20 protein-coding genes and 2 pseudogenes are annotated in these 21,828 nt (G+C 65.5%); 14 read left to right on the forward strand and 8 right to left on the reverse strand.

The features are described from left to right. Positions 1 to 8 precede the first annotated feature (8 nt). The 7 genes from JWS13_RS30410 (at position 9) to JWS13_RS30440 (ending at position 5,843) form a co-directional block, all read left to right on the forward strand. Positions 9 to 1,169 (forward strand): iron-containing alcohol dehydrogenase, encoded by a 1,161-nt coding sequence (locus JWS13_RS30410; RefSeq protein ID WP_206009080.1) that lies wholly within the window; start codon positions 9 to 11, stop codon positions 1,167 to 1,169. A 25-nt stretch (positions 1,170 to 1,194) separates the two neighbouring features. Beyond that, complete coding sequence (locus tag JWS13_RS30415; protein ID WP_241032399.1) at positions 1,195 to 2,742, forward strand: CoA-acylating methylmalonate-semialdehyde dehydrogenase; 1,548 nt, start codon at positions 1,195 to 1,197, stop codon at positions 2,740 to 2,742. Continuing rightward, entirely contained in the window at positions 2,735 to 3,787 is a 1,053-nt protein-coding gene (locus JWS13_RS30420) for an enoyl-CoA hydratase/isomerase family protein (RefSeq protein WP_206009081.1), read from the forward strand. Before JWS13_RS30415 ends, JWS13_RS30420 begins: the two co-directional genes overlap by 8 nt. A 26-nt stretch (positions 3,788 to 3,813) precedes the next feature. After that, the gene (locus JWS13_RS30425; protein WP_206009082.1) at positions 3,814 to 4,629 is read left to right on the forward strand and encodes an enoyl-CoA hydratase/isomerase family protein; all 816 of its coding nucleotides are present in this window, start codon (positions 3,814 to 3,816) and stop codon (positions 4,627 to 4,629) included. A 101-nt stretch (positions 4,630 to 4,730) separates the two neighbouring features. Then, a complete protein-coding gene (locus tag JWS13_RS30430) occupies positions 4,731 to 5,174 on the forward strand; it encodes a cupin domain-containing protein (protein ID WP_206009083.1) in 444 nt (147 codons plus the stop codon). Then, on the forward strand, positions 5,152 to 5,433 hold the full coding sequence (locus tag JWS13_RS30435; RefSeq protein ID WP_206009084.1) for a hypothetical protein: 282 nt from the start codon (positions 5,152 to 5,154) through the stop codon (positions 5,431 to 5,433). The genes JWS13_RS30430 and JWS13_RS30435 overlap by 23 nt, the downstream gene beginning before the upstream one ends. After that, the gene (locus JWS13_RS30440) at positions 5,430 to 5,843 is read left to right on the forward strand and encodes an acyl-CoA thioesterase (RefSeq protein WP_206009085.1); all 414 of its coding nucleotides are present in this window, start codon (positions 5,430 to 5,432) and stop codon (positions 5,841 to 5,843) included. The genes JWS13_RS30435 and JWS13_RS30440 overlap by 4 nt, the downstream gene beginning before the upstream one ends. A gap of 587 nt (positions 5,844 to 6,430) precedes the next feature. Here JWS13_RS30440 and JWS13_RS30445 read toward each other — a convergent pair. Then, positions 6,431 to 6,619 (reverse strand): annotated as a pseudogene (locus tag JWS13_RS30445) (IS701 family transposase); the annotation flags it as partial. Here JWS13_RS30445 and JWS13_RS30450 point away from each other — a divergent pair. Then, complete coding sequence (locus tag JWS13_RS30450) at positions 6,609 to 7,169, forward strand: aldehyde dehydrogenase family protein (RefSeq protein ID WP_241032606.1); 561 nt, start codon at positions 6,609 to 6,611, stop codon at positions 7,167 to 7,169. The pseudogene JWS13_RS30445 and the gene JWS13_RS30450 sit on opposite strands and share 11 nt — an antisense overlap. A gap of 52 nt (positions 7,170 to 7,221) precedes the next feature. Here JWS13_RS30450 and JWS13_RS30455 read toward each other — a convergent pair whose 3' ends face one another. Together JWS13_RS30455 and JWS13_RS30460 are read right to left on the reverse strand one after the other, a co-directional pair. After that, the gene (locus JWS13_RS30455) at positions 7,222 to 7,971 is read right to left on the reverse strand and encodes an SDR family NAD(P)-dependent oxidoreductase (RefSeq protein WP_206009087.1); all 750 of its coding nucleotides are present in this window, start codon (positions 7,969 to 7,971) and stop codon (positions 7,222 to 7,224) included. Positions 7,972 to 7,973: 2 nt separating this feature from the next. Next, positions 7,974 to 9,959: an FUSC family protein gene (locus JWS13_RS30460; RefSeq protein ID WP_206009088.1), complete on the reverse strand. Its 1,986-nt coding sequence runs from the start codon at positions 9,957 to 9,959 to the stop codon at positions 7,974 to 7,976. Between the two features lie 118 nt (positions 9,960 to 10,077). Here JWS13_RS30460 and JWS13_RS30465 point away from each other — a divergent pair, with 118 nt between their 5' ends. Then, positions 10,078 to 10,611 (forward strand): MarR family winged helix-turn-helix transcriptional regulator, encoded by a 534-nt coding sequence (locus JWS13_RS30465; protein WP_206009089.1) that lies wholly within the window; start codon positions 10,078 to 10,080, stop codon positions 10,609 to 10,611. 206 nt (positions 10,612 to 10,817) lie between these two features. Then, positions 10,818 to 11,447: pseudogene (locus JWS13_RS30470) on the forward strand (MFS transporter); the annotation flags it as partial. A 70-nt stretch (positions 11,448 to 11,517) separates the two neighbouring features. Here the strand turns inward: JWS13_RS30470 and JWS13_RS30475 are convergent. Continuing rightward, complete coding sequence (locus JWS13_RS30475) at positions 11,518 to 12,657, reverse strand: PucR family transcriptional regulator (protein ID WP_206009090.1); 1,140 nt, start codon at positions 12,655 to 12,657, stop codon at positions 11,518 to 11,520. A gap of 267 nt (positions 12,658 to 12,924) precedes the next feature. Between JWS13_RS30475 and JWS13_RS30480 the strand changes: the two genes are divergently transcribed. Beyond that, on the forward strand, positions 12,925 to 14,394 hold the full coding sequence (locus tag JWS13_RS30480; RefSeq protein ID WP_206009091.1) for an amino acid permease: 1,470 nt from the start codon (positions 12,925 to 12,927) through the stop codon (positions 14,392 to 14,394). 65 nt (positions 14,395 to 14,459) lie between these two features. Here JWS13_RS30480 and JWS13_RS30485 read toward each other — a convergent pair whose 3' ends face one another. Beyond that, positions 14,460 to 14,855, reverse strand: coding sequence for a WhiB family transcriptional regulator (locus tag JWS13_RS30485; RefSeq protein WP_206009092.1), 396 nt, complete (start codon positions 14,853 to 14,855; stop codon positions 14,460 to 14,462). A gap of 192 nt (positions 14,856 to 15,047) precedes the next feature. Here JWS13_RS30485 and JWS13_RS30490 point away from each other — a divergent pair, with 192 nt between their 5' ends. After that, on the forward strand, positions 15,048 to 15,725 hold the full coding sequence (locus tag JWS13_RS30490; RefSeq protein ID WP_206009093.1) for a GntR family transcriptional regulator: 678 nt from the start codon (positions 15,048 to 15,050) through the stop codon (positions 15,723 to 15,725). Between the two features lie 94 nt (positions 15,726 to 15,819). Here JWS13_RS30490 and JWS13_RS30495 read toward each other — a convergent pair whose 3' ends face one another. Then, positions 15,820 to 17,331 (reverse strand): aminobutyraldehyde dehydrogenase, encoded by a 1,512-nt coding sequence (locus JWS13_RS30495; protein WP_206009094.1) that lies wholly within the window; start codon positions 17,329 to 17,331, stop codon positions 15,820 to 15,822. A 224-nt stretch (positions 17,332 to 17,555) separates the two neighbouring features. Between JWS13_RS30495 and JWS13_RS30500 the strand changes: the two genes are divergently transcribed. Further along, positions 17,556 to 18,245: a GntR family transcriptional regulator gene (locus JWS13_RS30500; RefSeq protein WP_206011799.1), complete on the forward strand. Its 690-nt coding sequence runs from the start codon at positions 17,556 to 17,558 to the stop codon at positions 18,243 to 18,245. Positions 18,246 to 18,673: 428 nt separating this feature from the next. Continuing rightward, positions 18,674 to 20,038 carry an MFS transporter gene (locus tag JWS13_RS30505; protein ID WP_206009095.1) on the forward strand — a complete coding sequence of 455 codons (1,365 nt, stop codon included), beginning with the start codon at positions 18,674 to 18,676 and terminating at the stop codon, positions 20,036 to 20,038. Positions 20,039 to 20,155: 117 nt separating this feature from the next. Here the strand turns inward: JWS13_RS30505 and yddG are convergent, their stop codons facing one another. Both yddG and JWS13_RS30515 read right to left on the reverse strand, forming a co-directional pair. Next, a complete protein-coding gene (yddG, locus tag JWS13_RS30510) occupies positions 20,156 to 21,214 on the reverse strand; it encodes an aromatic amino acid DMT transporter YddG (protein ID WP_206009096.1) in 1,059 nt (352 codons plus the stop codon). 251 nt (positions 21,215 to 21,465) lie between these two features. After that, positions 21,466 to 21,702: a hypothetical protein gene (locus JWS13_RS30515; RefSeq protein WP_206009097.1), complete on the reverse strand. Its 237-nt coding sequence runs from the start codon at positions 21,700 to 21,702 to the stop codon at positions 21,466 to 21,468. Between the last annotated feature and the right edge of the window lie 126 nt (positions 21,703 to 21,828).

Below are 21,828 nucleotides of genomic sequence, written 5' to 3' on the forward strand. Positions count from 1 at the left end.
ACCCGATTATGGCTGCACCCATTGCACTTCCGCGGATCATGCGGATCGGCGGCGGCGCCGTCGCCGAGATCGGCGAGGTCGTCTCGGGCCTCGGGCTCACCCGCCCGCTGGTGGTCACCGACTCCTTCCTCGTCTCTATCGGCGCCGCCGAGCAGATGATCAAGACCCTCGAAGCGGCCGGTCTGTCGCCGCGGTTGTTCGACGGCACCGTCCCCGACCCGACCACCGACTCCCTCGACGCCGGAGTCGCCGCCATCGCCGAGCACGACGCCGATTCGGTCATCGGATTCGGTGGCGGCAGCCCGATGGACACCGCCAAGGCCCTCGGGATCCTCGGCAGCCAGGGCGGGCAGATGCGCGACTACAAGGCACCCCGCAACAACACCGGACCCGCCCTGCCGGTGATCGCGGTCCCGACCACCGCCGGCAGCGGGTCGGAGGCCACCCAGTTCACGGTCATCACCGACAGTGCCTCCGAGGAGAAGATGCTGTGCCCGGGCCTGGCGTTCCTGCCGGTCGCCGCGGTGATCGACTACGAGCTGACCGTGTCGATGCCGCCGCGGCTGACCGCGGACACCGGCGTCGACGCCCTCACCCATGCGATCGAGGCATACGTCAGTAAGAAGGCGAACCCGTTCGCGGACAGCCTCGCCTTGACCGCGATCGCGACGATCGGCCGGGTGCTGCGCCGCGCCTACACCGACGGCACCGACGCCGAGGCCCGTGAGCAGATGATGCTCGCGGCCACCCAGGCCGGCATCGCGTTCTCCAACTCCTCCGTCGCCCTGGTGCACGGGATGAGCCGGCCGATCGGTGCGCACTTCCACGTCGCACACGGCCTGTCCAATGCCATGCTCTTCCCCGCGGTCACCGCGTTCTCGGTGAGCGCCGTCGAATCCCGGTACGCCGACTGCGCCCGCGCCCTCGGTGTCGCGACCGCCGGCGACACCGACACCGTCGCCGCGAACAATCTCGTCGCCGCGCTGGCCGAGCTGTGCCGGGACGTGGCCGTGCCCACCCCGAAGGCGTACGGCATCGACAAGGGCCGGTGGGACGAGCTGATCCCACTGATGGCCGCCCAGGCCCTGGCCTCCGGGTCACCGAACAACAACCCGCTGGTCCCGACCGACGCGGAGATCCGCGACCTCTACGCCCAGATCTACGGCTGAAAACGACTCCAGGAGAACACTGCACATGACTGCCACCATTCCCGCCCAGGCGTCGGGTGCCACCGCGTCCGGTGCGCCGGTCGACATCGACCACTACATCACCGGCCGCGTCGACGCCCGCGGGGCCGAGTCCCGCGCCGACGTCTACAACCCGGCCACCGGGCAGGTCACCGGCCGGGTGGCGATGGCCACCACCGCCGACGTCGATGCCGCGGTCGCCTCGGCCGCCGCCGCGTTCCCGGCCTGGTCGGCGACCCCCGCCCACATCCGGGCGCGGGTGCTGTTCCGGTTCCGCGACCTGGTCGATCAGCACGCCGACCGGCTCGCCGCGATCATCACCGCCGAGCACGGCAAGGTCCTCTCCGACGCCAAGGGTGAGGTGATCCGCGGCCTCGAGGTCGTCGAATTCGCCTGCGGCATCCCGCAACAGCTCAAGGGTGAGTTCTCCGAGAATGTCGGCCGCGCCGTCGACGGGGTCACCTTCCGCCAGCCGCTCGGCGTCGTCGCCGGGATCTCCCCGTTCAACTTCCCCGCCATGGTCCCGATGTGGATGTTCCCCGTCGCCCTCGCGTGCGGGAACACGTTCGTGATGAAGCCGTCCGAGAAGGACCCCACCCTCAGCGTCGAACTCGCCAAGCTGCTCACCGAGGCCGGCCTGCCGGACGGGGTGTTCACCGTCGTGCACGGCGACAAGATCGCCGTCGACGCCCTCCTCACCCACCAGCAGGTCGAGGCGATCAGCTTCGTCGGGTCCACCCCGATCGCCGAGTACATCCACACCACCGCCGCCGCGCAGGGCAAACGCGTTCAGGCCCTCGGCGGGGCGAAGAACCACATGGTGATCATGCCCGACGCCGACCTCGATCAGGCCGTGTCCGCCCTGATGGGCGCCGCCTACGGTTCCGCCGGGGAGCGGTGCATGGCGATCTCCGTCGCCGTCCCGGTCGGCGAGGACACCGCGAACGCCCTGCGTGAGCGGTTGATCGCCGCACTGGCCGATCTGAAGGTCGGGCCCGGCACCGAACCCGACGTGGAGATGGGCCCGCTGGTGACCGGGGTGCACCGCGACAAGGTCGCCTCCTACATCGACATCGGGGTCGACGAGGGCGCGGAGCTGGTCGTCGACGGCCGGCAGAGTATTCCGGCGGCCGGTGGGGACGGGTTCTTCCTCGGCGGCACCCTGTTCGACCACGTCACCCCGACCATGCGGATCTACCTCGAGGAAATCTTCGGACCGGTCCTGTCCATCGTCCGGGCCGCGTCTTTCGAGGAGGCACTGCAACTGGTCAACGACCACGAATTCGGTAACGGCACCGCCATCTTCACCGCCGACGGCAACACCGCCCGCACCTACCTCGCGCAGGTCAAGGCCGGCATGGTCGGCATCAACGTCCCGATCCCGGTACCGATGGCGTTCCACTCCTTCGGTGGCTGGAAGCGGTCGCTGTTCGGTGACCACCACATCCACGGACCCGAGGGCGTCCGGTTCTACACCCGCAACAAGACCGCCACCACCCGCTGGCCTAACGACTCCCAGGTCCGTGCCGACTTCTCCATGCCCACCCATGAGTGACGCAGCGACCGTGACCACCGCCGCCGGCGCCGACACCGTCCGCGCCGAACGGCGCGGCGACATCGGCGTCGTCACCCTCGACCGGGTCACGGCCCTCAACGCCCTGACCACCGAGATGGTCGACACCCTCGACACGGTGCTGACCGAGTGGGAGAACGCCGGCCTTCGGGCCGTGGTGCTCGACAGCGCCAGCCCGAAGGCGTTCTGCGCGGGCGGTGACATCCGCGCCGTCCAGGAGAACAGCCTGGCCGGCGACCCGGAGGCGAGCGAGCGGTTCTTCGCCACCGAGTACCGCCTCAACGCCCGCATCGCCGAGTACCCGGTCCCGTTCATCTCGCTCATAGACGGCATCTGCATGGGCGGCGGGTTGGGCCTGTCGATTCACGGGACCTTCCGGGTGGTCAGCGACAACGCCACCCTCTCGATGCCCGAGACCGGGATCGGGTTCTTCCCCGACGTCGGCGCCAGCTACTTCCTCTCCCGGCTTCCGGGGGCACTCGGGGTCTACCTCGGGCTGACCGGGGCCCGGGTCTCGGCGGCCGACGCCCTCTACACCGGGTTGGCCACCCACTACGTCGATCCTGCCGCGATCGCACTGGTCCCGGCAGCGCTCGCCGATCACCCCCATCAGCCGATCGACGAGATCCTCCGCACCCTCTCGAGCGGCCCGGCGCCGGTCGCCGAGAGCACGCTGGCCGAGCACCGCGGTCTGATCGACTGGTGCTTCAGCGCGGACACCCTCGCCGAGATCGACGAGCGCCTGGCCGCCGCGGGCGGGGACTGGGCGGCCGGCACCCGCGCCGTGCTGGCCCGGCTGTCGCCGCAAAGCCTGCAGTTGACCCTCGAACTGCTGGCCTGGGGCAAGCAACGCACCCTCCGCGAATGCCTCGATGCCGAACTCGCCCTGACCCGAGACGTCATCCGCACCCCGGATTTCATCGAGGGCATCCGCGCCGCCCTGGTCGACAAGGACCGCAACCCCCAGTGGGCGGCCTCGCGTTTCCTCGGCCTCGACGGCGACGGCCGACCCCGATGGCTGCACTAACCCATTTCGACGAAGGAACGAGTGACATGTCCGATGTAGTGCTCTACGAAACCGACGGCCCGATCGCCACGATCACCCTCAACCGCCCCGACAAACTCAACGCCATCAGCAGCGAGGTCGTCCTCGAACTCGACAAGCGCGTCGCCCAGGCCGGCGCCGACGACTCGATCAAGGTCGTCCTCATCGCCGCGAACGGCCGCGCCTTCTCCGCCGGCTTCGACATCAACGACGAGATCGAAGACAAGACCGAAACTCCGCTCGAATGGCTGCCGGTGCTGCGCCGCGATTCCGACGTCACCATGCGCGTGTGGTCCTGCCCGAAGCCGACCATCGCGGTCGTGCAGGGCTACTGCCTGGCCGGTGCCTGCGAGATCGCGATGGCCTGTGACATCGTCGTCGCCGCCGAGGACGCGAAGTTCGGGGAACCGGAAATCCAGTACGGCTCCGGACCGGTCACCTTGCTGATGCCGTTCATCCTCGGACAGAAGAAGACCAACGAACTGCTCTTCACCGGCGACAAGATCGGCGCCGAGGAAGCACTCTCGCTCGGGCTGATCAACAAGGTCGTCCCACACGACGAACTCGACTCCGCCGCCCGGGAACTGGCCCTGCGCATCGCGCCGACCCCGCTGCCGATCCTGCGGCTGACCAAGCAGGCCCTCAACCGCGCCTACGAGGCCAAGGGACTGCGCACCGCCGTCAACGCCAACATCGACATCTCGGCGATCCTCAACGGCGCCAACACACCCGAGCAGCAGGCATTCGACAAGGTCGCCTCGGAGAAGGGCCTCAAGGCCGCACTCGCCTGGCGCGACGAGCGCTACGGCGCCGTCAAGGCCTGACCAGCGAAGCATTCGTCGGGGCCGCCACCGCGGCGGCCCCGACGAACGCCAGCACTCAGCGGTGGCGGGTCAGCACAGCACCTTCGACGAAGGAGTCGAGCATGTTCGAACGAGCAGGGGCGGTGACCGTCAACCATGCACTGCACGAGGGCAGCCCACTCACCCGCATTCAATGGCACTTCATGAAGAATTCCTCGCTTCCGGTGGCAGTGCACACCTGGGATCTGCCCGCCGGCGCCTCCGAAGGTCTCCACGTCCATCCTGCGACCGGCGACGACGCCCTCGAGGAGTTCTACATCCTCGTCAGCGGCAGCGCCTCCATGAGCATGGACGGTGTCGACCACCAGTTGAGGCCGGGCGATTCGATGCTCGCCAAACCCGGCATCGCGCACGACTTCCGCAACACCGGCGCCGACGCCGCCCGGGTGATCGTGGTGTGGGGCAGACCCGGAACTGCGATGGACTGGACGCAGTGGGTCACCGGACGTAAGACCGATCAAGCCGACAGGGAAGCGGGTGAGGATGTTCGACCAGACCACAGCTGACCTCGCGATGACCGGTGCACATCTGACGACGGCCGGCACCATGCTCACTGTCCTCGCGATCGTGTGGCTCGACCACCCCGGACACGGACTGACCGGCGCCGGCCTCACCGTTCTGGGTGGAGCGTTGATTGCCATCGGCAGCCTCACCGTCGCTCTCGCCGGCCCCCTGACCTACTACGGCACCCGACCGGGGTCACCACGGTCAGCGCCGGAGCCCCGTATCCGGCCGTCCCGACATGTTCCGGGTGGGTGGCAATGAGCGAACATTTCAGCTGGACTTCCACGATCCCGTTGCGGTGGAGAGATCTCGATGCCCAGCAGCACGTGTTCCACGGTGTCCACGTCACACTCTTCGACCAGGCTCGCGGCAACATGCTCGCTGCCGCGCTCACCCAGCCGGATCCCCTTTACGTCATTGCTCGCCTCGATCTGGAATACCTCCATGAGCTCACCCTCGACGACTCCCCGGTGGAGGTGACCTCGACCGTGGTAAACGCCGGAACCACCAGCATCACCACCCAAGAACGCATCAGCAGCCGACACGGACACGAAATTGCCTACGCAACAGCAGTCCTGGTGTGGTGGGAGAAGGACACCGGCGCGAAGCGGGCCCTCACCGACACCGAGCGAACCGCACTACTCGCTCACGCTGCCGACCAGCCCGCATAGCGCCGAACGTCGAAGATAATCGCGACGATGCTGTCCTGTCTCACTGGAGGGAGTGGACCTTCGCGAGATAGCTGTCGCACCGGCACGGGAGCGCTGTCCGGTAGGGAAGTAGCCACGTCCCCGCGAATGTTGCTACGCAAGCACCCAACATGTGCAAGTGCCTTGGCGCGACTGCCCGCCGGGTCCCGAACCGATGACACCGGTCCTGTGGCGGTCGTCGACTGTTTGACCTGCTGCATGGGTTCTCCCGGTCAAGAGGATGAGAAGAATCGTGAACACCGCGGCGGCGGCCGGGGACGGTGGCCGTGGAGACGTGGACGGTGGCCGTGGAGAGAGGGCGTGTGCGAGTCACCTTTGTGAACATAGGGCCGATTGCTTAGTACTACAGTCGCGTTTATGGCAGGTGTCCTCGGGCTCGGTAGTGGGATTGTCGGGCTCGGTGTTGATGGCGGCGCCGCCAGTGGGAGCGTGCGAGGACGTGACGCGGGTCGGGTAGATACGTCCAGATCAAGTGGCAGAGCGGCCGTCGGATCTCGGGCACACTCAGTGCGATCAACTCGCTGTCGTCGCAGGGTTCTCGGGCCCCCTTTAGAGCGGGTGACGGTGAGGAAGGTGTGCGCGAGCATCGAGAGGGTGATGTGCGGGTACCAGCCCGCGTACTGCCGGACCTGGTAGTGATCGAGGCCCGTCTGGCCCTTTGCGGTCTGGAAGGTTTCCTCTATCGCCCAACGTGTTCCGGCGACGGTGACCAATTCGGTCAAGGTGGTGCGCGCCGGGCGGGCAAAGGGTGCGACCAAGATCGTCGTCGCCCCCGAGACCGAACTGGGCAACCTGCCGGACCGGGCATCACGACGCATTCCACCGTCGATCCTGCTCGACGTCCCGGAGACGGCAACGATCTCCCGCGAGGAGATCTTCGGACCGATTCTCCCCATCTACATCTACGAAACCATCCAAGAAGTCGTCGACTACCTGCAGGAACGGCCCACCCCGCTGGGGTCCTACTGGTACGGAGAGGACACGGAGGAGTTTCGCACCTTCCTCGACCACACGAACAGCGGCGGAGTCACCCGCAACGACGGCATCTCCCACGCCTTCCTGCCGGGAGCGCCGTTCGGCGGGCTCGGCAACTCAGGCTCCGGGGCCTACCACGGCAGAAACGGCTTCGACACTTTCACCCACCGACGCACCGTGGCAAACGTGACCCAGGAACGCGGGATTTCCGACGGGCTCAACGGACGAGCCCTGCTCGACGAGGAATTCCAATTCGCGATCGACCAGGCAGTCGCCGGAGCTGCCAAAGCCTTTCGCGACTACTTGAAGTAGCAGCGTCCGGAAGGTGCCCATGCGCCGCAACGGCGGGTCGGACGGTCGATGCTTATCGGACCATGCCGAGTCCACCGTTGACGGCGAGGGCTTGGCCGGTGATGAAACGTGCTCCGTCACCGGCCAGGAAAACCATGACGGGGGCGAAGTCCAGTTCAGGGTCGCCGAGTTTCCCGCCGAGGGGAACGCTGGAATAGATGTCGTCTCGCTCGGAAGCGCCTGAGGTGGTCATGGGCGTTTGGATCGCCGGGATCACTGAATTTGCGCGGATTCCGAGTGGTCCCCACTCTGCTGCGATGGTGCGTGTCCAGGCCATGACCGCGCCCTTTGTTGCGGAGTATGCTGCCAGTCCCGGCATCGCCGTGAGGCCGGCGTCGGATCCGAAATTCAGTATCGTTCCGGATCGGTTGTCGCGCATCGAGGAGAATGCTGCCTGGTTGGTGAGGACGGTTCCGCGAAGGTTGATACCGAGGAGGAAGTCGAGGTCTTCGTCGGTGAATGTTTCTGCGGGCCGAGCTCGTTGCACACCCGCCACGTTGACCAGGACGTCGAGTCCGCCGAGGCGGTGGACTGCTTCGTCGAACGCGGCGTTCACCTGCGCGCGGTCGGAAACGTCAGCGTGGAGGTATGAGGCGGTCCCCGGACCCGTCGAGGTCGCATCGGATGCGGTTTGCTGTCCGAGTTCGTCTTTGACGTCGATCGCGGCCACGGCTGCGCCTTCTCGGACGTAGGCGCGCACGCACGTGGCACCCATGCCCTGTGCTGCTCCGGTCACGATGATGCGTTTTCCTTCGAGTTGCATGACTAGCTCGCTTTCTTCGGCTTCATTTCGATACTCAATTTCTCGGACAGTGCTTCCAGTGACTCGTGTAGTCGACAGCGCAGGTCGGCACATTCTCCAAGCGCTCCCACCCCGTGCTCAGGAAGCGAGCTCACCACTCGACGGGTGTGTATGCAGTATTCGTCGTATTTACGGAGTGCTACACGAATGTCGGTCGCCGACCGCCCCCTGCGAAACACTCTCAGAGGCGCGGCGACAACGGTGAGCTGACGCGTGTGTTCTTCGACCAACTTGCCCATTCTCAGCAATTCGTGGTGGTCGACTGGTCGTTGCTCATGGATATGGCCTGCGGCGGTGTTCAGAAGTTCACGGATCGATCGGAAGAGCTGTTGTCGTGCATGGGTAATCGCGTCGGTGGTGCTGATTGGAATGACGAGGGTGGCCACGAGTACCGCGACGATCGACCCGACCAGGACCTCGGCGATACGAATCGCAGCGAATGCCGAATTGAACTGTCCCATAACGTTGTACATCTCGGAGACCGCCAGGCTGGTGCAGAGCATCAAGTAGACGTAGGACACCGACGTCAGGTAGTAGCCGACTGCACAGCACAGCAGCGCGATGCCGATCACCACGATGGGGTGGGCGCCAGTCGCAAGTACAATCGGAATGGCAAGCACCATGCCTGTCAATGTCCCGATGGCTCGATAGATGGCCTTCGCGGCGATGTCGCCGCGGGTCGAGGTGCCGAGGAAGATGATGAACGCAGTGAGTGCGGCCCAGGTGTAATGGTCGACGGACAGAAGGAGTCCCGCGGCCGCCGCGATGGCGACGGCGAGGGAGGCCTGTACTGCCTGACGTGTTGCGAGATGCCAACTCGCAGTGCGTGGACCCCCTCGTGGTCTTACCATCGGCGCGATGCTCGCGGAACCGCCGAGTGATCCGTCGGGGGTCATGGATGCTGCCGGAACGAATTCCTCGAGGAGGTGCTCGTCCGATGCTGGGTCGTCTCTGCGAAGTGTGGCCAACGCGATGGCGTCGGTGGCAAAGAGAGCCAGCTCTACGGACTCGCAGCCGTCGAAGAGTTGGTCCGAGCGGGTGATGGCAAGGTCGGAATCGTGGCGAGCCAGTGCGGACACGACTCTGCGGACGGCGCGGCCGCGTGAGTCGTCGAGGCGGTCGGCTGCGTCGCACGCAGTGCGAACGACGGTATCGACAGCTGTGTGCATCCGGAACAGATGGCTCCGAATGCCGTGCGGGGTGGTCTCGGGGAATGGGTCGGCCTGTCCGAGCCAGCCGTCGGCGAGCAGGGAGATCTCGGTGAGGCGCCGACTCCGGTTGAGCATCCGCTGGGAGGTGCGGCGTCTTCGGGTCACGCTCGTCTGGAGCAGAATTGAGTCTGCGTCGGCGAGAATTGCGTCAGTCTGCGCTGTCCACGCTCGGAGCACGTGGGCCAGCGTGTTCTGTGGACGGTGCGGCCGGAGCAGAATCGAGACTGCAAACGTGACGCATGCTGCGATGGGCAATCCTCCGAGGAGTATGACAGTCTCGGCGAGCGACGGGGCCGCGAAGGCGCTGATGAAGAAGCCCGTCCATCCGGTGAGTCCGAGGACGCTGAAGTCGGGACCGAAGCGGCGCACACCCACTGCGATGAAGGTCGTCAAAGCGAAGGCTGCGATCTCCACCGCGGTCCCGCCCAAAGCTGTTGCAACGCTGTGGATCAGTAGTCCGCTACCGAAGAACAGCGGTGCCCACAGTGCGACGCGTAGACGCGCCGCCCACACTGGATGAGCCATCGCAGACGAAGTCTGCATGGCCATGACGCCGCCGGTGATCATCGGCAACGCTGCGCCGTGCGCGGGCGCGATGAGGGTTGAGTATCCGTACCCGGCGAGCAGGGCAGCGCCGAGACTTGCGGTCGCGGTCACGGCACTCCGCCAGGCGGCTCTGCCCGGGTCCAGTCGCGCGACCCGATCGAGCACCCTCGACGTGACTGTGGATGTGGGCACTGGCGACTCCATTTGGGGCGATGAGCAAAGCGAGAATATACCGGTATCGTACCGGTATTTTTGGATAGCGGTATGATACCGATAAATGGGCTCAAAGCTAAATTGAGAGTGGTGAGTGATGTCCGAACCGATCGATGAGGCACTCGAGAAGGCTCGCGTACTGGGGGCAATCGAATTTCAATCCGCGGTGCTCGTGCGGAACCTCGAGATGATCCGCCGGCGCGGCGACCTCTACGTCGAGGTCGATCGCGCGGGCTATCTTCTCCTGCGGATGCTCGATGCCCGAGGTCCGATGGATATCAGCGCGCTTGCCGGCGCGCTCGGGTTGGACCCGTCGACTACTGGACGTCAGGTCAATGCGGTCCAGAAGGCCGGTTTCGTCGAGCGGACGACGGCAACAACTGATCGTCGACGCAGTGTCATCGCTCTGACTGATCGTGGAATCGACGCGATGGACGCGGTGCGACGTCGCCGCCTCGATGGGACTGCGGAGATGCTCGACGAGTGGAGCGAGGCGGATCTCCAGCAATTGGCGACACTGTTCTCTCGGTACAACGCGGCGATCGTTCAGCTCTACCTGTCGTCGGAGCGGGAGCCCTCCGCGGATAGGGGAGCCCACGGCGACAGGGGAGGCGCGGCTTCCGACAGCTGAGCGCGGAACGGTCCGCTGCCGAACGGGGTGCCTCGACTTCTTGTGCGGCAGGTACGGTGAGGCAAGATAAAATATAGTTATGATGTTTAAGCGTGGGGTGAAGCCTCGTCTGGCACACCCTCCGACTTCGTCAGACTCTCATCCGTCCCGAAGTGCGTTGGCGGGGATATGAATTCTGTGGAGAAAGACGTCTTCTCTGTCGATCTCGGTCGAGTGCGGGACGACTCCGGATGGCCTTCATCACGCTGTTCTGGACCTGCTCGATCGTGCCGCTGTTCGCCGTCTACGCGTTCGCACCCGCCATCCTCGGGGCACTGAAGCTCGAAGGCGATGCCGCACACTTCGGATCGGCAGTCATCACGATCCTGTTCCTCGTGGGATGCGTCGTCGCGCTGCTTCTGGTCAACCGGATGGGCCGGCGACCCCTGCTGATCCACAGCTTCCTCTGGTCCGGACTCGCTCTCCTGATCCTCGGACTGTTCCCCGAAGCGCCGAGCGGGATCATCATGGCGTTGTTCGCGATCTACGCGGTGGTCATCGGCGGCAGTCAGATCCTGCAGTGGGTCTACCCGAACGAGCTGTTTCCCACCGATATTCGCGGTTCCGCCGTGGGCATGGCCTCCTCGCTCAGCCGCATCGGCGCCGCAGTCGGCACGTTCCTGGTGCCGCTGTCGCTCAGCGGTATCGGCATCGGCCCCACGATGCTCATCGCGGCCGCCATCACCCTCCTCGGCGCTGTTCTGTCGCAGATCATGGCACCCGAGACCCGCGGAATGGCACTGACGGAAAGCGCCGCACTGAGCACCACCACGCGCACGACGCTGCCCACCGCCTGACTCCCAGCCGGCAGCACGAACGCAGTTCGCAAGTACCCGGGCGCTCACCGACCGTCCGGGTACCTTGCGGCTATGAGGGATTCACCGTTCCCGGAGCCCCGACCAGCCTTCCCAGCGAGAGGCCGACGTGCAACTCCAAGCGGTCCTGGCCGATCGACAGATCCAGCGTTGTGAGTTCCTGAATTCGACGTAGCCGGTAGTAGAGGGTCTGCCGATGAATGCTCAGAGCATCGGTCGTCGCGGCAATGTCGCCACCCTTGTCGAAGAAGGTCTCGGCGGTGGCGAGAAGGTCTCGGTTCCGGTGCTCGAACAGCGCCCTGACCGCCGGGGTGATGACCGCTTCTGCGATGAGTTCCGCGGATGCTACTGCGGCCAGCCGATACACGCCGAGTTGATCCCAGTACGCCACCGGACCCTTGGAGGGCTCGAGTGCGATGACGTCGAGGCACAGTCGCGCCTGCCGCCAGCTCTTCCCGGCATCGCGAAGATCCGAGTAGGTTCCCCCGACTCCGACGACGCTTCCCCCCGCGGAGTAGCTTTCGACAGCTGAGCGAAGTGTGACAGAGGGTGAATCCCGGTGCGCTACAAAGACGGCCGTGTTCGGTCCCATCGGCACCGCCGTGACGCCCGACCGTCGATCGATCGAGGTGTTGTCCGTTGCGAGCATCGTGAATTCGGAGTCGTACACGCTCTCCGACGCCCGGAGGTGCTCGGCGGCAGCCGAAGACCTGTCCGGATCGCCTTCCAGCAGGTCCGCAAAAGCCCCTGCCACGTGCCCGTTTCCCGATGCGTCGGCGGCGAGCAGCGCACCCGCCTGAGCCGCGAGCGGCATCACTTCTTCGAGTTCACGGTCGGCGATCGATCCGTCGTCGTCCGGCAGGACGAACAAGAACCCGTACGTCTTTCCTCCGTGCCGGACGGGGAGGCAGATTCGTGCCTTCGAGCCGGTATTCCTGTTCGCCGGTGTGCGAACCGGCCTCGTGGCGTACGCGATTCCGCAATCGACGATCCACGTGCGGGTGTCCGCATCGGTCGCTTGCCTGACGACGGACTGTGCGTGATCTTCGGACACTTCGATCGACCGGGCACTGTAGGCGATCATCTCGAAATCGCTGCCCAGCAGCACTACGGACGCTCCCAGGTGCCGGCGCGTGCGTGCCATGAAATCGTCGACGCTAGCAACGGCAACAGCCCGGCCGATCTGATTCATGACTAATATATTAACATGCGGTCAGTCTGATGATCATCCATATGTCTGACGTGCACCTGTTTACTTCTGGCATCTGTCGATAGTCGCGGAGCGCCTCTGGGGTGTTGTATGGATCACATCCAGATACGGGACTTGATCATCACCTGGGCGGGTGCCTCGTTACCGCCGAGCTTGATCGAAGTCGCTGGGCGAGTTGAAGTCTCGCTCGGCGGATGCGGACAGACCTCCCCGCGTCCACGTGTGTCGAATCGATCGTGAGAGCTGCCGATGTCTGATTTGGATATGAACCCGTCACCCGCACTCCAGAAGAGTCTCAAGCAACGTCACCTGACAATGATTGCGATCGGCGGCGTCATCGGGGCCGGACTGTTCGTCGGTTCCAGTGCACTGCTGAACTCCTCGGGCCCCGCCGCAATCTTCTCCTACGCGATCACCGGTCTCGTCGTCATTCTCGTCATGCGCATGCTCGGCGAAATGGCCGTGGCAGACCCGTCGACGGGTTCCTTCGCCGGATACGCGCGTAAGGCGTTCGGAAACCGCGCGGGATTCACCACCGGGTGGCTGTACTGGTTCTTCTGGGTGGTCGTCGCCGGGGCCGAGGCCGTGATCGGCGGCAAACTCCTACAGCGGTGGATAGATCTTCCCTCGTGGCCCATGGCGGCGGCGTTGCTGCTCGCCATGGTCGCCACCAACCTTCGGTCGGTGCGCAATTTCGGTGAGTTCGAGTATTGGTTCGCCGGCATCAAGGTCGCGGCGATCATCGCGTTCCTCGCAATCGGGGCGTGCTTCGTGGTGGGCCTGTGGCCCGGGCGCAGCGCCGACGTCTCCAACCTGACCGATCACGGGGGCTTCGCACCGAACGGATGGACCGTCGTTCTCTCCGGTGTCGTCGTCGCGGTCTTCTCCATGGTCGGCCCCGAGATCGCCACGATCGCGGCGGCGGAGTCCGAAGAACCCGAGAAGTCGGTTGCGAAGGCCGCGAACTCGGTGATCGGACGTGTCGGAGTGTTCTATCTCGGCTCCGTCCTACTCCTGGCGATCATCGTCCCCTGGACTTCCATCAAGGTCGGCCAGTCGCCCTTCGTCGATGCCCTGAACGTCATGGGAATCCCGGGCGGCCCGGACATCATGAACGCGGTGGTCCTGGTTGCGGTGCTGTCCTGCCTGAATTCGAGTCTGTACACCGCGTCGCGCATGATGTTCGTGCTGGCCAATCAGGGCGACGCACCCCGTTCGGTCGCTCGGGTGGACAAGAACGGAGTCCCCCGCGGGGCGCTGCTGGCCGCGCTGTGCGTCGGGCTGGGCTGTGTTGCGCTCGACTACTTCTCGCCGACGACGGCGTTCGCGTTCATCGTCAACGCGTCGGGCGCCACGATCCTGATGGTCTACTTGATGATCGCGCTCTCCCAGATCAAGCTCCGGTCGATGCTCGGCCGGGAGAAGGCCCGCGAACTCCGCTTCAAGATGTGGCTCTTCCCGTACCTCTCGATCCTCGGGGTCGTCGGTATCCTCGCGGTCTTGATCTCGATGTTCTTCGTCGAATCGACGCGATCGCAGATCTCCCTCAGCCTGGGTGCCCTCGCCGTCACCCTGATCGCATACCAGGCTCGGCGCAAGTTCGGCCCCGGGCGCACGTCGACCGGTTCCGTCGAAGGCCGAAACATCGACGAGGCACGAGACTTCGACACCGAGGCGTCGTACGCGGTGCCGGCAGACGCGGCACCGAGCGACCGGTAGTCGCGCGAGTTCTCTGGGCCGGAGCACGCTGCTCCGGCCCAGAGGCGTGCGCTACGTGGCTTCGCCTAGTCTGCTGAGTCCCCGGGACGCTCTTGCCGTCCGGGCTTGGGATGGCGGGAAGAAACGGTCAGAGGTCGTGCGGCGCTTCCGCTTGCGGTGCTCGTTCCGGGCTGCCGGTGCGGCTTGCGGCCGGTCGAGAATCGACGATCGGACTCGGTGGCGCCGCCCCAGATCCCGTACGGCTCACGAACTGTCTGGGCGTACGTGTGGCACTCGGTCACGACCGGGCAGGAGTGACAGATCTGGGTGACGAACTCTTCGCGATAGCGCCGCGCCTGCCGTGTCTCGCCTTCGGGGGAGAAGAACAGGTCGGTGTCCATGTTGCGGCAGCGGGCATGCAACTGCCAGTCCCACATCTCGGTCGAGGGTGCGTACGGGTGCGCTGTCAGAGACGCGCTCATGACTTCTCCGCTTCTATCCGGTCTTTCACGCTATCGATGACCGTAGTCGGGATCACACCCACCGTCAATAGATTCGATCTGTGATCACAACCGATGCTACAGTGGGTGTAACCGTCGGTGACCTCTCTCCGGCGATCTCGCCGCAACTCGGAGGTCCTCATGGGCAGGCCGAACACTCTCGTTCTACGGGAGATGAAAACGACGCCACCGCAAGGTTCTTCGTCGAATCTGCTCGCGGACCAGGTATACGAGACCCTGCGCGGACACATCGCGCAGGGTCACTGGGCGCCGGGGACGCAGCTGCGGATCCGGGAGGTCGCCGCGCTTGTGGGCACCAGCGTGATGCCCGTCCGGGAGGCGTTCCGGCGGCTCGAGCAGGCGGGTCTGATCGTCACGGAGCCCTACCGGGGAGCGTCGGTGCGGGAGTTGAGCATCGACGAACTCGAATACGTGTACGACGTACGCATCATGCTCGAGCCCGATGCCGCGCGCCGCGGCGCCGTCCTGGCCGACGACGCGGCCGTCGAGACGATGAGACAGCACTGGCGGCTGCTGGAGAAGGCGGCCGCGGACGGCGACATCGCGGGAGCCGTCGCTCAGGACGAACTACTGCTGTCGGCGTTGTTCTCCGCCGGCAACAACCCGGTACTCACCGGACTGATCCAGGGCATGTGGGACACCTGCCGTCCCTACAAGAACCTCTGGGTGCGCGATGCCGTCGGGCACGGACTGTCCCGGTGGAGCTATCTCGCCGACCTCGTCGCTGCGGTCGAAACCCGCAACGGTGACAGCGCATTCCGCATTCTCGAACACGTGTGCCGCACTTCTCGCTCCACCGTGCGGGGAATTCTGGATCCGCTGTCCGCCTGAAAGAGCGCGCCGCCCACACGGATGACCGTGTGGGCGGCACGCTGTCGCAGGACTCGATCGGCACCGTCGACGTCGGTTCGTGGTGCCGATCGAATCAGCGGCTGTGGTTGTGCATGACGTGCTTGGTGCGGGAGTAGTCGTCGAGGGCGTAGATCGACAGGTCGCGGCCGTAACCGGAACCCTTGAATCCACCCCACGGGACCTCGTTGGCCAGCACCAGGTGCGAATTGACCCAGACGGTACCGGAATCCAGCCGCGCAGCGATGTCGTGACTGCGGCGCGCGTTCTCGGTCCAGACCGAAGCGGACAGGCCGACGGGGACGTCGTTGGCGCGGCGCACGGCCTCGTCCTCGTCGGTGAAGGTCTCGACGGTGACGACGGGTCCGAAGATCTCCTCACGGGAGCACTCGGCGCCGTCCGGGACGTCGGCGAGCACCGTCGGTGCCACGAAGTAGCCGCTGCCGGCCAGCGCCGTTCCGCCGATGGCGACCCGGATGCCCTGCTGGGCGGCGCGGTCGAGGTATCCGACGACGCGATCGAAATGGGCCTTGGAGACCAGCGGGCCGATCTCGATGTCGTCCCCGGAGCCGGGTTCGCCGATGGCGAGTTCGCGGACCTGCGCGACGAACAGTTCGACGAACTTGTCGGCGACCGACTCGTGGACCAGGACGCGGCACGCCGCGCCGCATTCCTGCCCGGAGTTCCAGAAGCTCGCAACCCGCAGCGATTCAGCTGCCTCTTCGAGGTTGGCGTCGGCGAAGATCACGACCGGCGCCTTGCCACCGAGTTCGAGGTGGACCCGCTTGAGGGTCTCGGCGGCGCCGCGGGCGACGGCTTTGCCGCTGCCCACCGACCCGGTGAGGGCGATCATGTCCACGTCCGGGTGCTCGGCGAGCCGGGCGCCGACGACCGAACCGCGGCCGGTGACCACGTTCAGCACGCCGGCGGGCAGCAGGTCGGCGACGAGTTCGGCGAACTTCAGGGTCGTCAGCGGGGTCTGCTCCGACGGCTTGATCACGAGGGTGTTGCCGGCGGCGAGGATCGGGGCGATCTTCCAGGCGGCCATCAGCAGGGGGTAGTTCCACGGGGTGACCACCCCGACCACTCCGAGGGGTTCGCGCAGGATCACCGACAGGTGGTTCTCGACGTAATCCCCGGCCGCCATGGACGTGGTCGCGCGCAGAGCGCCGGCCATGAAACGGAAGGTGTCGATGGTGCCGTCGACGTCGTCACGGGAGACCGAGAGGGGCTTTCCGGCGTTCGCGGATTCGAGTCGGGCGAGCAGGTCGGCGTTGGCTGCGAGCCGGTCGGCGATCTTGTGCAGAATCTCCGACCGCTCCTTGGGGACCACGCGTGCCCAGGCTTCCGCGGCCGCTGCGGCGGCGCTCACCGCACGGTCGACGTCCTCGGTGCTGCCCTGCGGGATCTGCGCGATGACGCTCTCCGAGCTTGGGTCGATCACATCGAACACGTCGCCGGGAGCAGCGTCGACGAACGCACCGTCGACGAAGTGCGTGGTCGGGGGAAGGTCGGCCGCCGTGATCAGCGGCGCCGAGCCGGGTGCACGGCGTACCGTCACGTCCTCGACGGGAGTAGAGATGGACATCAGAGGTACCTCCATGATCGTGGAACTCGAGCTGCAGGCCCGGTCCGTTGTGGATCCCGAGCCGATTACGGCGGGCGTGCACAGTGCGGGCGGAACGGCGTGTGTTCGGGGATTACCCGAGGTGGGCGTGCTGCTGCGGTGCCTGCGTCTCACACCAGCCTAAAATGTAATCACAGATCACACAAGGGCCGATCCGATCTCCGGTTAATATGTGATCTGTGGTCATGTCCAAGCGCGCCGAGCCGACACTTCTGACCGATCAGGTCTACTCGATGATTCACGAGTCGATCATGAACGGGGATCTGCCTGCCGGTGCCCGTCTGCGGGTGCGCGATCTCGCGGAGCAGGTGGGCACCAGCGTGATGCCGGTGCGTGAGGCGATCCGTCGCCTCGAGGAAGCCGGTCTGGCCGAACGCGTGCCCCACCGCGGGGCGGTGGTGAAGGGCCTGACCCTCGCCGAGTTGGTGCACGTCTACGACGTGCGCCGGTTGCTCGAGGTGGAGGCCGCCAGGCTCGGGGCAGAGCGGATCAGCGCCGAGGACTGCGACCGGATGCAGGCCGAATTCGCGCTGATGCGCGCCGCCGTCGACGAGGGACGCGTGGTCGCCCTCCTCGACCACGATGAGGCCCTGCTGTCGATCCTGTACGAGGCCGCCGCGAATCCTGTTCTTCTGCAGACGATCCGCAACCTGTGGAACCACTGCCGGGCCTACAAGATCGTGGGCGCGCAGGGAAGCCTGGACTCCGGGGGAGACGACCCGCTGTGGCGCTTCCAGGAGCGCCTCGTTGCTGCTGCCCGGGACCGCTCGGGTGACTTCGCCGCAGCGGTCAACGAGGAATCGCTCCTCGACGCGACCGACCGCATCAAAGCGCTCCTGGCGACCGAGCAGGCTGCGTCGGCAGACGCCGTATAACGCGAAACGCACCTCTACGCCGTCGGCACGAATCGCCGTCGAGCATTGCACCCTCGGGCCGGGTATGACCCCCGAGCGACAACGGCCGGACGGTCGCGCCACCGAAGACGGTGAGCCCGCGACCGGGTGAGCTGTCGTGCCTTCTGCTGTGCCCTCGGCGTGGAAGCACGCCCGAGGGGTTGTGTGATCTGTGATTACATATTATTGTTCTGTGACGAGGCGCACACCACACCAGCGGGTGCGGCAAGTAGTGAAAGAAGCCAGCTCGCATCGCCGGGTCGCCGACACGGCCTCCGGTCGAGAATCACTCGTTCTCGAATCGCCGTGCGTCTCAACAGGAATTGAATCAAATCCGACCACCTCGATATCGCCACCGAGGAATGCCGCATCAGGTCCGGGTCGGAAAGTATGTCAACAAGGAGTCCGAGATGACGACGACCAACCCGTTGGACGACGCGCCACTGTCCACATTTCACAAGAAGCTAGCCGTGTTCTCCTCGGGAGGGCCGTTCCTCGACGGTTACGCCCTCTCGATCATCGGTGTCGCGATGGTGCAGATCTCGGGCCAGTGGAACCTGTCGTCGGCCGAACAGGGCCTGATCGCGGCGTCCACGCTGATCGGCATCCTGCTCGGTGCCTTCGCGGGCGGTTGGCTGACCGACCGCTTCGGCCGGGAGGTGCTGTTCACCCTCGACCTGGTCGCGATCATCGCCTGCTCCGTCGCGCAGTTCTTCGTGGAGGGCGTCGTCTGGTTGATCGTGCTGAGGCTGCTCCTGGGCATGGCCGTGGGTGCGGACTACCCGATCGCCACGTCACTGATGACGGAGTTCGCTCCGCGTAAATACCGTGGTCCGTTGCTGGGTGCCTTCGTCACCATGTGGTTCGTCGGCGCGGCGGCAGCGTACGTCGTCGGCGAGGTCCTGGCGCGAACCGCCGGAGACGACGCGTGGCGTTGGATGCTCGCCAGTGCCGCACTGCCCGCAGTGTTGATCTGCGTGGCCCGGGTCGGCACCCCGGAGTCGCCGAGGTGGCTGGTCAGCAAGGGGAAGATCGACAAGGCCAACGAAGTGTTGCTCAAGGTCTACGGTCCCGGTGTCACCGTCGCCGACCTTCCTGCAGAAGAAGAGACCAACGTCGGCGTCAAGGAACTCCTCCGCTCCGGCTACGGCAAGCGGATGGCCTTCATCACCCTCTTCTGGACCTGCTCGGTGGTTCCGCTGTTCGCCGTCTACGCCTTTGCCCCGGCCATCCTCGGTGCCCTCAAACTCGAAGGCGACGCCGCACACATCGGATCCGCCGCCATCACCATCCTGTTCATGGTCGGTTGTATCGTCGCGCTGTTGCTGGTCAACCGGATGGGCCGGCGCCCGCTGCTGATCCACAGCTTCGTGTGGTCGGGTCTCGCTCTGCTGCTGCTGGGACTCTTCCCCGGAGCGCCGAGCGCGATCATCATGGTTCTCTTCGCCGCCTACGCGGTCCTCATCGGCGGCTCCCAGATCCTGCAGTGGGTGTACCCGAACGAGCTGTTCCCCACCGAAGTCCGCGGATCCGCAGTGGGACTGGCGTCCTCGCTCAGCCGCATCGGCGCTGCGATCGGCACGTTCCTGGTGCCACTGTCCCTCACCAGCCTCGGCATCGGCGTCACCATGCTGATCGCCGCCGGCGTCACCCTCTTCGGTGCCGTGATCTCCCAGATGTGGGCACCCGAGACCCGGGGGCTGTCCCTCTCCGAAAGCGCCGGGCTCGGCCAGACCACCAAGTCGCCCGCTTCCGCGGAGACGATCTCCGTGTAGCAGAATCTCACGCACTACACGTGAACCGTGTCCTTCACTTCGAAGGGCACGGTTCTCTTGTGTCTCATGGCCTTTCCCGGCACCGCCGCGCGGCACAGTCCGGCACTCGACCGGCAGTCAGTGGGTGTCGATCGCGTCGGCTTCGTGCTTGCGCCGGCGAATTCCCAGCGCGCTCGGGCCGCGCGACGAGTGACGTCGACCGCCGACGCGCACTGCCGCGCGATCCCGCGGTCGTTCGTCTGTGACGGTGCGGTCGGGAGTCGCCGCTGCCGGGGGAGTAGTTTCGCCGGCCTTCTTGGGTTCGCGCGTTGCGACCCAGCACACCGTTGCGCCGACGCACACGATGGCGGTGCCGACCCAGAACGTGACACCGAGTGCGGTAGCCAGCATCAGCGAAGAGAACGCAGCCGACAGGACCGGCGTGAAGTAGGAAGCGGCAGCGAGAAGAGTCATGTTTCCGTGAAGAATGCCCACATTCCACAGCGCGTAGCCGAAGCCGATGGCGCACGCCGCTACCAGTGTCGCTACCACCCCGGTCAGCGTGAGGTGGATGGGTTCGGTGTCGCTGAACAGGTACAGGACCCAGAACGATGCTGCGGTGAGCATGAAGAACGGAGTAATCCCGTTGTTGCCCTTGGCGAACAGCTTTGTCACGGTGCAGTACGCGGACCAGATGACGGCTCCCAGGAGTGCGAGAGCGTAACTCAGGGGATTCGTGCGAATGTTCTCGATGGTCCCGGGCAGGTCGAGTCCGGTGTCACCGCCGAGGACCAGCGCGATCCCGGCGATCGACAGTCCGATGCCGGGAATGAACAGGATCGACGACCTCTGACCGGTGAACAGGATGGCGAACAGGACTGTCAGGCACGGCCACAGATAGTTCACGATGCCGACCTCGATCGCCTGGCGCGCGTCGGTTGCCAGTCCGATCGCGAGGGCGAAGCACACTTCGTATCCGGCGAACATCAGAGCGCCGGTCAGCAGATAGACGCGGTTGAACTCGCGAAGTTTGGGCCACCCGACGGTGAGGAACAACAAGACGGAGCAGCACGTGTAGATCATGGCCGCGCCGCCGATGGCGCCGAGACTCTCCGTGACCAGTCGGATCATGCCGACCATGGTGCTCCACAACACAATTGCTGCCAGGCCGGCCAGGGTTGCGTTCCGGCCAGTCATCGCCACTCTTGCCAAGATGATCCTCCTTCGTGCTGAGCTCAGGGATGTCGAACCCGAACACCGTGACGTGCAGGCGAGGAGGGAGTTCGTCCCGCGGCACACCTGAGAGGTCTGTGGATCGAGTTGTCGTGGGCACCACGAATCGGCGTACATCGGCGCGAGGGAACCCGGCCGTTACGCGATGCTTACCTAAATGTAATCTGTGATCACAAAGTAAGCAAGGTGACGTGCGCCGCAGTGGACGGTAGGCGTCACCCGGATTCGAGGTCCGTGGAGATCGCCACGCTCCCGAATCCGAGGTAGTGCACCCGCAACCCGCCCCGCCGCAGGGCGGAGGTCGCGTCCTGCACGCGGGTGGTCAGCCGGTGGAGCGTCGCGCGGTTCCATTCCGAGGTGTGGGGGTCGTCGTCGAGCAGGTACGCGAACAACTCGTCGAGGGCCTGCCGGAACTCACGCACGTCCTGCCGGGCGGCGATGTGATCGACCATTGTCCTCACCTCTGGTCGGTGTATCGATCCTTGCCCTCCGCGCGTTGCAACCAGCAGAAATGATCAGGCGTGACAATCACGGGCACGGCAACGCCGAGTGGCCCGCTCGGGGAGCGGGCCACTCGG

It is taken from the genome of Rhodococcus pseudokoreensis, from assembly GCF_017068395.1.
Taxonomy (GTDB): domain Bacteria; phylum Actinomycetota; class Actinomycetes; order Mycobacteriales; family Mycobacteriaceae; genus Rhodococcus_F; species Rhodococcus_F pseudokoreensis.